General features: G+C 74.2%; 11 protein-coding genes. 7 read left to right on the top strand and 4 right to left on the bottom strand.

Annotation, left to right across the window (positions count from 1 at the left end; translation table 11 throughout):
* Positions 1-56: 56 nt before the first annotated feature.
* Together ACFP3U_RS00095 and ACFP3U_RS00090 are read right to left on the bottom strand one after the other, a co-directional pair.
* Positions 57-494: a GNAT family N-acetyltransferase gene (locus ACFP3U_RS00095; protein ID WP_380222930.1), complete on the bottom strand. Its 438-nt coding sequence runs from the start codon at positions 492-494 to the stop codon at positions 57-59.
* 111 nt (positions 495-605) lie between these two features.
* On the bottom strand, positions 606-1295 hold the full coding sequence (locus ACFP3U_RS00090; RefSeq protein ID WP_380222928.1) for a class I SAM-dependent methyltransferase: 690 nt from the start codon (positions 1293-1295) through the stop codon (positions 606-608).
* Positions 1296-1471: 176 nt separating this feature from the next.
* Between ACFP3U_RS00090 and ACFP3U_RS00085 the strand changes: the two genes are divergently transcribed.
* Together ACFP3U_RS00085 and ACFP3U_RS00080 are read left to right on the top strand one after the other, a co-directional pair.
* A complete protein-coding gene (locus tag ACFP3U_RS00085) occupies positions 1472-2233 on the top strand; it encodes an SDR family oxidoreductase (protein WP_380222927.1) in 762 nt (253 codons plus the stop codon).
* Between the two features lie 358 nt (positions 2234-2591).
* Complete coding sequence (locus tag ACFP3U_RS00080) at positions 2592-3776, top strand: ROK family protein (RefSeq protein WP_380222926.1); 1185 nt, start codon at positions 2592-2594, stop codon at positions 3774-3776.
* 78 nt (positions 3777-3854) lie between these two features.
* On the opposite strand, the gene ACFP3U_RS00075 is transcribed toward ACFP3U_RS00080, so the two are convergent.
* A complete protein-coding gene (locus ACFP3U_RS00075; RefSeq protein WP_380223288.1) occupies positions 3855-4634 on the bottom strand; it encodes a GntR family transcriptional regulator in 780 nt (259 codons plus the stop codon).
* Positions 4635-4909: 275 nt separating this feature from the next.
* On the opposite strand from ACFP3U_RS00075, the gene ACFP3U_RS00070 reads away from it, so the two are divergent.
* Genes ACFP3U_RS00070 through ACFP3U_RS00055 form a run of 4 tightly spaced genes read left to right on the top strand, consistent with a single transcriptional unit; the run spans position 4910 to position 8682 of the window.
* A complete protein-coding gene (locus ACFP3U_RS00070; RefSeq protein WP_380222924.1) occupies positions 4910-5713 on the top strand; it encodes an exodeoxyribonuclease III in 804 nt (267 codons plus the stop codon).
* 40 nt (positions 5714-5753) lie between these two features.
* Positions 5754-6905 carry a polyprenyl synthetase family protein gene (locus ACFP3U_RS00065; RefSeq protein ID WP_380222923.1) on the top strand — a complete coding sequence of 384 codons (1152 nt, stop codon included), beginning with the start codon at positions 5754-5756 and terminating at the stop codon, positions 6903-6905.
* Complete coding sequence (locus tag ACFP3U_RS00060; protein ID WP_380222922.1) at positions 6902-7981, top strand: polyprenyl synthetase family protein; 1080 nt, start codon at positions 6902-6904, stop codon at positions 7979-7981. Before ACFP3U_RS00065 ends, ACFP3U_RS00060 begins: the two co-directional genes overlap by 4 nt.
* Positions 7981-8682: an HAD family hydrolase gene (locus ACFP3U_RS00055; protein WP_380222921.1), complete on the top strand. Its 702-nt coding sequence runs from the start codon at positions 7981-7983 to the stop codon at positions 8680-8682. The genes ACFP3U_RS00060 and ACFP3U_RS00055 overlap by 1 nt, the downstream gene beginning before the upstream one ends.
* 13 nt (positions 8683-8695) lie before the next feature.
* On the opposite strand, the gene ACFP3U_RS00050 is transcribed toward ACFP3U_RS00055, so the two are convergent.
* On the bottom strand, positions 8696-10129 hold the full coding sequence (locus tag ACFP3U_RS00050) for a hypothetical protein (RefSeq protein ID WP_380222920.1): 1434 nt from the start codon (positions 10127-10129) through the stop codon (positions 8696-8698).
* Between the two features lie 213 nt (positions 10130-10342).
* Between ACFP3U_RS00050 and ACFP3U_RS00045 the strand changes: the two genes are divergently transcribed.
* The gene (locus ACFP3U_RS00045) at positions 10343-11731 is read left to right on the top strand and encodes an alpha/beta fold hydrolase (protein ID WP_380222919.1); all 1389 of its coding nucleotides are present in this window, start codon (positions 10343-10345) and stop codon (positions 11729-11731) included.
* Positions 11732-11907: the final 176 nt, after the last annotated feature.

Below are 11907 nucleotides of genomic sequence, written 5' to 3'. Positions count from 1 at the left end.
ACCCGGACGGGTCAGTCGTCCTCCGGTCAGTCCTCCTCAGGTCAGTCGTCTTCCGGTCAGTCCTCCTCCAGCGGCTTGACCCAGCGCGACCACTGCGGCTGCGGCCCGTACCCGGCCGCCTGCCACGTCCGGTGGCCCAACTCGTTCTCGTCCAGCACCATCGCGTCCGCCCGCCGCCCGCCGAGGGCCGCGAACCGCTCCTCGGCGGCGGCCAGCAGCGCCGCGCCGATGCCGCGCCGGCGGTGCTCCGGGTCGACGGCGAGCCGGTACAGGTGGCAGCGCCAGCCGTCCCAGCCGGCGATGACGGTGCCGAGCAGCGCGGCCGGGTCGTCCGCCCGGACGGCCAGCAGCAGGCACTCCGGGTCGCGGGCGAGCAGCGCCGTCACGCCGTCCGCGTCGTCGGTGATGCTGGTCCCCTTGGCCGCGCGGGCCCACAGCGCGAGCACGGCGGGGATGTCGTCGGGGACGGCGGCGCGCAGGATGAAGTCGATCACGACGGACTGTCTACCAGGACGGCCCCGCCCCGGCCGGGAATTCCACAGGCCGGACGGGCCGGACGGGCCGGACGGGCCGGACGGGCCGGACTGGCCGGACTGGCCGGACGCTCAGGCGCCCGCCAGCTCCCACACCGTCGTCCGCTTCTGCGCCGCGTCCTCCAGGTCCGCCACCACCGGCACGTCGTACGCCGCCAGGGCGGTGAACCGTTCGCGCGGCAGGTAGGCCCGGCCCGGGTCGCCGACGATCACCACCGCGCCGCGGGCCCGCGCGCGCTGCAGGAACGGCAGGAACCGCGCCGCCATCGCCCGCTCGTAGAAGACGTCCCCGGCCAGCACCACCTCGGCCGGTCCGCCGTCGCCGTCCAGCAGGTCCTCGACGGCCGCGTCCACCCGGACGCCGTTCGCCGCCGCGTTGACGCCGATCGCGGCGACCGCGTACGCGTCGATCTCGGCGGCCCGCACCGAACCGGCCCCGCGCAGCGCCGCCGCGATGCCCACCAGACCGGAACCGGCCGCGAGGTCCAGCACCGTCCGCCCGGCCACCAGCTCCGGGTGGTCCAGCACATATCGGGCCACCCCGACACCGCCCGCCCAGGCGAACGCCCAGAACGGCGGCGGCAGGCCGCGCTCGCCGCGCGCCGACTCGGTGGACTCCCACAGCGCGATGGCGTCCTCCGCCATGTGCAGCCGCACCTCCGGGACGAACGGCACCGGAGCGATCCCGGTCTGCGCCCGCACGAAGTCCTCGTCCGACACCATGGCCGCCCCCGCACGCCCCGGGCGTGTCTCGCTCAGCATGCGGAGCAGCATACGGCCCCCGGGCGGGTGCTCCGTACGCCCGCGAACCGGGCCGGTCCGGCCCGGCTCGACCTGACGCCGTCCCGAGTCGGCCGAATCCCTACCCCGGACGGCCCGGTGGGCCGGGTAGGTTCTCCCCGGGGCCGGTGTGCGGCCGGCCGGAACGGGGTGGCACGGTGTCGGACAGGGTGCTGGCGGGCCGGACGGCGGTCGTCACGGGCGGCTCGCGCGGGATCGGGCGGGCCGTGGTGGAGCGGCTCACCGCGGACGGCGCGGACGTGGTGTTCGGGTACGCGCGGGACGAGGAGGCGGCCGCGGAGGTGCTCCGGGCCGTGGCCGCGAACGCCCCCGCCGGGGCCGGGCGGGCCCACGCGGTGCGCGTCGACCTCGGCGAACCGGACGGCGCGGACCGGCTGATGGCGGCGGCCGAGGAGGAACTCGGCGGGCTGGACATCCTGGTCAACAACGCGGCCCGCGGCTTCACCCGGGCGTCGCTCGCCGAGACCGATCCGGCCGAGTTCGACGCCGTGCTCGCCGTCAACACCCGCGCGGTGTTCCTGACGCTCCGGTACGCGGCGCGGCGGATGCGCGACGGCGGGCGGATCGTCAACATCTCCACCCTCAACACCCGCCGGCCCGTCCCCGGCATCGCCGCGTACCTCGCCAGCAAGGGCGCGCTGGAGCAGCTCACCGAGGCCGCCGCACTGGAGCTGGGGCCGCGCGGGATCACCGCCAACACCGTCTCCCCGGGGCCGATCGAGACCGACCTGCTGCGGTCCGTCAACCCGCCGCAGGCGCTGGAGACGGTCGCCGGGATGACGCCGCTGCGGCGGCTCGGGCAGCCGGCGGACGTCGCGGACGTGGTCGCGTTCCTGGTCGGCCCGGACGGGCGGTGGGTGTCCGGACAGAACCTCGGGGCGACCGGCGGCCTGCGGTGACCGTGGTGACAGTGCCCGAGGTGACGGCGCGCCACCGGCCCGCCGGACGGGGCTTCGGGGCGGACCGGTGAAGGCCGGATCAGGCACCGCCACCCGGTGCGTACCATTTCGATACCGAAGCCCGGATGAGCTGGGAAGATGCTCGCCCGGTCGACAGGGCCCCCGGTAGCATCCGGCACAGGCCACCCGGCCCGGCGCGGGCGCCGCAGTGCCGTCGCGGTGGCCCGCCGGGCGGCGGACACCCGCGGGCCCTCCGGGGGCGGCCTCCGGCACGACAGCCCGGCCGCGCCGGCCGGTGGCGCCCGCGTCCACGGCACGCGCGCCAGGGCAGTCGCGCGGAACGGCGAAGGGCAGCGTCTTGGCGGATCGACTCACCGGCGGCGACTCCTCACTCCTGCGGCGGATCAACGCGGCGGTGACCCTCCGGGCGCTGCGCGAGGGCCACGCGGTGACCCTGACCCAACTGGTCGGCGACACCGGACTCTCCCGGCCGACGGTCGAGGGCGTGATCGAGGGGCTGGTGGAGACCGGCCTGGTCGCCGAGGTCGAGCAGCCGCAGCAGGGCGGTCAGCCCGGCGCGGGCCGGCGCGGGCGGCCGGCCCGCTGGTTCCGCTTCCGGGCCGAGGCCGGCCACATCCTCGGCATCGAGATCGGCGTCCACGACATCCGGATCATCCTCGCCGACCTGGCCGGCGAGGTGGTGGGCACCCACTTCAGGCCCGTCGAGGAGACCCTGGAGGCGGAGGAACGGCTCACCGCCGTGCGGTCGGTGGTCGCCGAGGTGCTGCGCAAGGCGGGCGTGTCCCGGGACAACCTGTGGGCGGTCGGCGTCGGCACGCCCGGCATCGTCGACCGGGACGGCACCGTCCAGCTCGGCACCGCGATGCCCGGCTGGACCGGCCTCGACCTCGGCGCCCGGCTGCGCCGCTCGTTCCGCTGCCCGGTGATGATCGAGAACGACGCCAACCTCGCCGCGATAGCCGAGCACTGGCAGGGCGCGGCGGTCGGCGCCGACGACATGGTGTTCGTGATGGCCGGGCTGAGCCCGGGCGCCGGCTCCCTCATCAACGGCCGCCTCCACCGGGGCTTCGGCGGCGCGGCCGGCGAGATCGGCGCACTCCACCTGCTCGGCCAGGAGGTGACGCCGGAACGGCTGCTCTCCACCACCGGCAAGCCCCTCAACCCGCTGGACGAGGCGGCGGTGGCCCGGGTGCTGAAGCTCGCCCGCGAGGGCGACGAGGTGGCGCAGGTCGCCACCGACCGCTTCCTGACCCACCTGGTCCAGAGCGTCGCCGCGCTCGTCCTGGCCATCGACCCGCAGCTCGTCGTCATCGGCGGCTGGGCCGCGGGCCTCGACGGCGTCCTCGACCCGCTCCGCGAACGTCTCGCCCGCTTCACCCTGCGCGCCCCCGAGGTCGCCCTGGCCGCCCTCGGCTCCGAGGTCGTCGCGATGGGCGCGCTCCGGGTCGCCCTCGACCAGGTCGAGGAGCAGCTCTTCGCCGTCAACCCGCCGACCCTGGAGACGGGCGCGGCCCGGGCCTGAGGCCGCCGCGCCACCGGGGGCCCGGACGTGAAAAGGCCCGGACGCCTGCTGAGGCGTCCGAGCCCGGGCCCAAGGGTTTCAGGAGGCGGCGGCGCCCACGGGCGTCGCGCCGACGGGGACGGGGGTGACCTCGACGAGGCCGGTCTCCCCGAAGGTGAGCTTGCAGGTGTCCGCCCGGTAGGTGGCGACGGCGAGCGCGACGAGCCGGCCGGCCGCGGCGTACTGGGTGGTCATCACCAGGACCGGCGAGCCGGGCGGGCGCTCCAGCAGGGCGGCCTCCTCGGCCTCGGCGACGCCCAGCTCGACCGAGCGGGACTCGCCGTCGACCTCCAGGCGCTCCAGCTGGCGCAGCACCGAGCGGGCGCGGTCGCTCTCGGCGCGGAAGCCGGGCAGGTGCGGCAGCGCGGCGGCCGGCACGTGCAGCGACTCGGAGGCCATGCTCTGGCCCTGGACGAGGCGGACCCGGCGGACGGTGTGCACGGGCGCGCCCTCGGCGATGCCGAGGGAGGCCGCCAGTCGGCGGGCGGCCGGGGCGGTGGTGCAGTCGACGGTGCGCCAGGCCTGGCTGCGGGCGGCGCCGGGCCAGCCCTCCTCGTGCCGGTTCACCGGGACGCCGACCCGGGGGGCGGCGATCAGGGTGCCGATGCCGCGCCGGCGGACCAGTCGGCCCTCCAGCTCCAGTTGGTCGAGCGCCTGCCGCAGGGTGGCCCGGGCGACACCGAAGCGGGCGGAGAGCTCGCGCTCGTTCGGGAGGATCTGGCCGGTGGAGAACTCCGTGTCGATGGCGCGGAGCAGCACCGTGCGCAGGTGCCAGTACTTCGGTTCCGGAGCCGACGAGAGCTGTCCTGTCGTGCCCACCATGTCCTCCACCCTGGATTCTTCCGCCCTGCCGAAAGAGGGCGGATCCGGCCCGCTGCCCGCTGTCGCGGCAGGTGGGAGACCGGGCTTTTTCCGTCCTTCTTTATTAAAGGTCTTTGCAGTAAGTGACCCTAGGGGCTGGATCGGGAGATGGTCAAGACCAATGGCGGCCCCCCGGCGCGACCGCCGCACAGTTTCATGGTGCGTTCACGTGCGCTCCCCGAGCGGACGCGTCGCGGTGGGGGTCCGCGCGCGGCACTGGGTAGGCTGCCCGGGTGATCGTGGTGACGAGTGTGAACGTGAACGGAATCCGGGCGGCGGCCAAGAAGGGCTTCATCGAGTGGCTGGCCGCCACCGAGGCGGACGTGATCTGCCTGCAGGAGGTGCGGTCCGAGCCCGAGCAGCTGCCCGTCGAGCTGCGCGACCTGGACGGCTGGCACGCGCTGTGGGCCCCGGCCGCCACCAAGGGCCGGGCCGGCGTCGCGATCCTCTCCCGGCAGGAGCCGAGCCGGACGGTCGTCGGCTTTGAATCGGCCGAATTCGACAATTCGGGCAGATATGTCGAAATCGACCTGCCGGGCCTGACCGTGGCCAGCCTCTACCTCCCCTCCGGCGAGGTCGGCACGGAACGCCAGGACGAAAAGGAACGCTTCATGGCGGAGTTCCTCGTCCACCTCCAGAAGCTCCGCACCCGCGCCGCCGCCGACGGCCGCGAGGTCGTGGTCTGCGGCGACTGGAACATCGCCCACCGCCCCGAGGACCTCAAGAACTGGAAGTCCAACCAGAAGTCCGCCGGCTTCCTCCCCGAGGAGCGCGCCTGGCTCTCCCGCGTCTACGAGGAGGCCGGCTACGTCGACGTCGTCCGCCGCCTCCACCCGGACCGCACCGGCCCCTACTCCTGGTGGTCCTACCGCGGCCGCGCCTTCGACAACGACTCCGGCTGGCGCATCGACCTCCAGGTCGCCACCCCCGCCCTCGCCGCCAAGGCCGTCGAGGCCTACGTCGAACGCGCCGACACCCACGCCGAGCGCTGGAGCGACCACGCGCCCGTCACCGTGGCGTACGACCACGAGGTGTGACGCGCGTCGGGATCTCGCCACCGAGCTGGACGTCTGCCGTTTGACGGTTCGTGAGAACGCGTACGGGTACGTGGTGGTCATGGTGACGGCTGCGGAAGGTGTGGTGGGGGAGTTCGACTTTCCGGCTCTGCGCGGGCGGGTGGACGAGACCCTGGAGTCGCTGCTCGACGCGAAGGCGAAGACTCGCTACGGCGCGCACCTCGGTGAGGCGCTGGGGGCCCTGCGTGGGTTTCTGGCGGGTGGAGGGAAGCGGGTACGGCCGCTGTTCTGCTGTGTGGGTTGGCACGCCGCGGGGGGCGGTGTCGAGAGTCGTGAGCTGCTGCGGATAGCGGCGGGACTCGAACTGTTCCACGCCTTCGCGCTGTTGCACGACGATGTGATCGACGGGTCGGAGACCCGGCGTGGCGCGCCCACGGTGCACCGGGTCCTGGCCGCTCGCGGCGTGGGGCCGCGCGGCGACTGGTACGGCCGCAGCGCGGCGGTGCTGCTGGGAGATCTGTGCGAGGTGTGGGCGGACGAGCTGTTCGGCGGTGTGGCGGGCGGCTCGGAGGTCTCGCCTCGTGTGCTCCTCGACCGGATGCGGGAGGAGATGCTGGTCGGGCAGCTTCTCGACCTCGGCTCCGGGTCGGGCCCGGGCACGGTACGGCAGGCGTTGCAGGTGATCCGGTACAAGACGACGCAGTACACGGTGAAGCGGCCGTTGCAGATCGGTGCCGCCCTGGCCGGTGCGGACGGGCCGGTGCTGGACGCTCTCGCCGCCTACGCCGACCCGCTGGGTGAGGCCTTCCAACTGCTCGACGACCTCGAGGACCTCGAAGACGTGTGCGAGGGGGGCGGGCGTCCCGGGCTCGGCGGCGAGGATCTGCGGGAGGGCAAGCGGACGGTGGTGCTGGCCGTGGCCGTCGAACGTGCTTCGGCGGCGCAGGCGGGCAGGCTTCGGGAGCTGGTCGGGGCCGCCGGTCTCGACGACGCGGGAGTTCGCGAGGCACGCGCGCTCATCAGGGAGACCGGTGCGCCGGACATCGTGCGGCGCATGATCACGGAACGGCGGCGGCAGGCGCTGGCGGTGGTGGACCGGGGACCGTTCCCCACGGCGGCGAAGCCGGGCCTGACGGCCATGGCCGACCTCGCCCTGCCGGGGGTCGCCCGGTGGGACGGCGGACACGAGGAGGAAGACGTGGACCATCGGTGACGGTGACCGAAGCGGGCACGGCGGAGCTCGATCTGCGGGCCGCACGCGCCCGAGTGGACGAGGTGCTGCGGTCGCTCCTGGCCCAGAAGGAGACCGGCCCCTGCGGCGAGCACCTCGCCGTCCCGCTGGAGGTCCTGCGTGACTTCCTGCGCGGCGGGAAGCGGGTACGGCCGCTGTACTGCTGGGTGGGATGGCACGCCGCGGGCGGCGGCCCGGAGGAGGAGGCGATGCTGCGCGTGGCGGCGGGACTGGAACTGTTCCACGCCTTCGCCCTGCTGCACGACGACGTGATCGACAGGTCGGACACCCGGCGCGGAGCCCCGACGGTCCACAGGGTGCTGGCCGCCCGCAGCGGCGGGCCGCGCGGCGACTGGTACGGCCAGAGCGCGGCGATTCTGCTGGGTGATCTGTGCCAGGTGTGGTCCGCGGAGCTGTTCGGCGCGCTGGAACCCGCGCCCGCGGAGGGCTCGCTCACGTCTCCTCGCGGCTTGATCGACCGCATGCGCGCGGAGATGCTGGTCGGGCAGCTGCTGGATGTCGCCCAGCCCGACGGCGGGTTCCGGAGCGCGGACTCGGCGCTGCGGGTGGCGTACTACAAGACCACGCTGTACTCGGTGAAGCGGCCGTTGCAGATCGGTGCCGCCCTGGCCGGTGCGGACGGACCGGTGCTGGACGCCCTCGCCGCCTACGCCGAGCCCCTCGGTGAGGCCTTCCAGCTCCACAACGATCTGGAGGACCTGTCTCCACGCGATCGTGGAACCGGCGGCGACGACCTGCGGGAGGGCAAGCAGACGGTCGTGCTCGCCCTGGCGGTGGAGCGTGCCTCGGCGGCGCAGGCGGGCAGGCTTCGGGAGCTGGTCGGGTCCGCCGATCTCGACGACGCGGGGGTGAGCGAGGCACGCGCGCTCATCGAGGCGACCGGTGCGCCGGCGACCGTGCGAGGCATGATCGCGCGGAAGCGGCAGCAGGCACTGACCGCCGTCGACCGTGCCGGCTTCTCGGCCGCCTCCCGGGCGGCCCTCATGCGGGTGGCCGACCTCGGCCTGTCCGGTTTCGTCCCACCCGGCGGCGCCTGATGCCCCCGCACCGGCCCCGTCCGCCGGCACCGGGAGCCTCCGCACGGATCCGCGCGGTCGTCCTCGACATCGGCGAGACCTGCGTCAACACCTGGTGCGAATACCGCCGCTGGGCGGAATGGCTCGGCGTGCCCGCCCACACCTTCGCGGCCGCCGTCGGTGCCGCGATCGTCCGCGGGGGTGACGAGTACGACGCCCTGAGCATGGTTCGACCGGACATCGATCCGGCCGTCGAGGTGCGCAGACGAGCCTCCACGGCGGACTTCGAGGCCTTCGGCGAAGAGGATCTGTATCCCGACGTCCGCCCGGCGCTGACGGCACTGCGCCAGGCAGGCGTGTGGGTGGCCGTCGTCGGCAACCAGAGCCTGGCCAGCGAGGCCACCCTCCGGCAGCTGGACCTCCCCTGCGACCTCGTCGCCACGTCCGCGAGCTGGGGCGTCCGCAAACCCGACGCGGAGTACTTCGAACGCATCGTCCGGTACGCGCCCTGCCGGCGGCAGGAGATCCTGCACGTCGGAGACCGCGTCGACAACGACATCCGCCCGGCCAACCAGGCGGGCCTGCTCACCGCCCACCTGCGCAGGGGACCCTGGGGGTGCCTGTCCCCGCCCCGCGGAGACCGACCGGAGGACCGGCCCACCTTCGGCATCGACTCGCTCACGGAGCTTCCCGGGCACGTCCTCGGCACTGTGCGGCCGTGAGGCCCGCCGGACGCTATCCCGCCCTCTGTCCCGCCTGCTGTCCCGCCTGCTGTCCCGCCGCCGAGGACACCTGCGGCCCGCTGTCCGCCGCTCGGGGCGGCGCGGGAATCCCGGTGAGCAGAGACCGCTCAAGCTCCTCGACCGCCGCCGACCACAGCTCCGGAAACCGCCCGGCGCCGGGCAGGGCTCGATCGAGCTGGAAGCCCACCTCCACCTGGTCGCCCAGCACGCCCATGACGGCGAACATCAGGTGTCCCGGTACCAGCGCCCCGCGCCCGGTGAAACGGGTCACCGTGTCTTCCGGGCCGGGGCAGACCACGCTGCTGACCACCGCGGCGGTGAATCCGGGTGCCGTGAACATCGGCACCAACCTGCACGCCAGCCGGCGCGGTACCGCGCCGACGAAGTCCTGGGCGATGCGGCGCCAGTGCAGCCGCTTGGCCCGGTTGGACGTCTCCGTGACGACCGCGAGCCGCTGCGCGACAGTGACGTCCGTTCCGCAGGGGAGTGCCATGCGCAGGAAGAACAGCCGGTTGCCGTGGGCCTGTTCCTCGTCGTGGCGCCGGACATCGACGGGCACGAGCAGCGGCAGCTGCACCAGCCGCACGCCCTCCTGGGCGGCCCAGGCCGCCAGGGCCGAGCCGGTGGCCGCCACATAGACGTCGTTGACGGTACCGCCCGCCGCGACGGCGATCGCCTTCAGGCGTTCCAGTGGGACCCGCACGCTGCGTACAGGGCCGGCTTCGCCCGCCAGGCGCACGCGCGCGGCCGGTCCGTACCAGCGGGCCCGCACCTGGTCCGCCGCGCACTTCCCGGCGAAGGTGAGCGCCGCAACGGCGTACGTGTGCCAGGGAATTCGCCGGGACGGCCGGCCCGGCCGGCCCGGGTCGCGAAGTCCCAGCAGGCTCAGGGCCGCACGCACTCCGGCCAGCCCGTCCTGGTAGCCGTGGTGCCATTGATAGCCCGCGATCCAGTGGTCGCCTCCGGGGGAACTGACCGACCAGAGCCTCCAGGGCACACCGTCCGGGAGCGGAGAGGCGTCCAGGGCGTCCTCCAGCGCCGAGCCCATCTCCGACGCGGACCCGACGACGATCTGCTCCACCCGCGCCGTCAGGCCGGTTTCGGAGCGCCGGGCGCCGCCGGTGCCGGGAAGGGGGAGGCGCTGGGTGAGAAAGGGCATCGCCCGCGTCCCGGCGTCGACCTGTGCGCGTAGATCCTCCAGGGCCGGTGCGGGCCCGTTGAGGTGAAAGACGGCCACGCAGTCCCATCTGGCGCCGGAGTAGCTGTGCATCGTGGTCAGGAAGGCATGGTCGAAGGGGTGCATCGATGCCGGTGTCATGGCAGCCAGCCCTTTCTGATCGAGCCGTGCTGGGGAACGGGCCTCACTGTGCCTTACCCGAACGGCCCCGTCGCACACGGACGGCGGGCACCACACGTGCGCCACCACCCCGACGGGTGACCTCAGTGGGTCGAGAGTTCACGCCGCCCGGGGTGACGGGCGGCGGCCGGGCCGATGGCAAGGATTCGGCCGTCACCTCCCGCGCGCGGGGCCCACACCGGCCAATCCCGTGCAACTTCTTGCCTGCCGTCACAATTTCACCCTAGGTTCACGACGCGCCTTTGCACCGCTCCCCGCCCGCCACCGTGTTGGAGCCCCGTCATGCCCCGACTTCCCCGCTCCTTCGTGGCCGCCCTGTGCGCCGCCACGGCCTTCGCCTTCACCGCCGCCGCCGGCTCGGCCCCGGCCGCCGCCACCGCCACGGCCGCCGCCCCGGCCGCCGCCACCGCCACGGCGGCCACCCGCTACAGCGGCACCCTGCCCGACGGCGCGACCTGGATCGCGGACAGGCCCGCCCGCTGGAACGGCACCCTGCTGCTGTTCAGCCACGGCTTCGGCCCCCTCTCCCCCGCCGACGCGCCGTCCAGCGGCTACGCCGACCGGCTGCTCGCCGAGGGCTACGCGCTCGCCGGATCCTCCTACGACCCGAACGGGTCGACCTGGGCCCTCAAGTCCGCCGAACGGGACCAGCTCGCCACCCTCACCGCGTTCACCGACACCGTCGGAAGGCCCGTCCGCACCATCGGCGTCGGGTCCTCCATGGGCGGCCTGGTCAACGCCCGGCTCGCCCGCGACGGCGCGGGCCGGATCGACGGCGCGCTCAACCTGTGCGGACTGGTCGCGGGCGGCGTGGACCTGGAGGACTACCAGCTCGACGCCGAGTACACCCTCGCGTGGTTCTTCGACCGCGCCGACCTGCCGCACCTGGTCGACCTGCCCGACCAGGCCGCGGCGTCCGCCCTGGCCGACCGGCTCACCGCCGCCGTCGACAACGCGCAACGGACCCCGGCCGGACGCGCGCGGATCGCCCTCGCGGCGGCCTACCTCAACCAGTCCGCCTGGGCACCCGGCCAGGCCCCGCCCGCGCCGACCGACTACGCCAACCAGGAGGCACAGCAGTACGCATGGCTGCGGCAGGGCGTGCTCAACTTCATCGTCCCCGGACGGTTCGCGATCGAGCAGTCCGCCGGGGGCAACCCCTCCTCCACCAAGGGCGTGGACTACACCGCCCTGCTGAACAGGTCGTGGCACGCCCCCGAGGTCCGGGCCCTGTACGCCGCCGCGGGCCTCGACCTGAACGCGGACACCGCCGCGCTCACGGCCGGAGCCGGTATCACCGCCTCGAGCGCCGCCCGGGCGAACCTGACCGCGACCTCCACCGTCGGCTCCCTCGGCGTCCCGATGCTGGCGTTGCACACCACGTCCGACCAGCTGGTCCCGGTCGAGCAGGAGAACGCCTACGCGGCCCGCGTCCAGGCCTCCGGGTCGGGTGCCCTGCTCAAGCAGGCGTACGTGGCCAGGCAGGGGCACTGCAACTTCACCACCGCGGAGATGGTGGCGGGCCTGCACGCGCTGGAGCAGCGGCTGATCACCGGCTCTTGGGGCACCGCGGCCACTCCCGCCGCGCTCCAGAGCCGCGCCGTCGCGCTCAATCTGGACGGCGCCGCCTTCACCAACTGGACGCCCTCACCGCTGACCGGCGTCCGCTGACCGGCATCCGGTAACCGCCCCCGGCCCGGGGCGGCGAAGTCCGAACAGCGAGGTCCGAACAGCGAGGTCCGGCCGACCTCGGGCGGGCCGGCCCGGGCCGCTCCCGATGTCTTGACGCTGCACAGCCACGGGTGTTCACTCCAACTGCACCGCCGGTCGAGGTCCCCTCCCGGGGA

The organism is Kitasatospora misakiensis, assembly GCF_042656005.1.
GTDB lineage: Bacteria > Actinomycetota > Actinomycetes > Streptomycetales > Streptomycetaceae > Kitasatospora > Kitasatospora misakiensis.
This window is presented reverse-complemented; position numbering and strand designations above follow the sequence as displayed.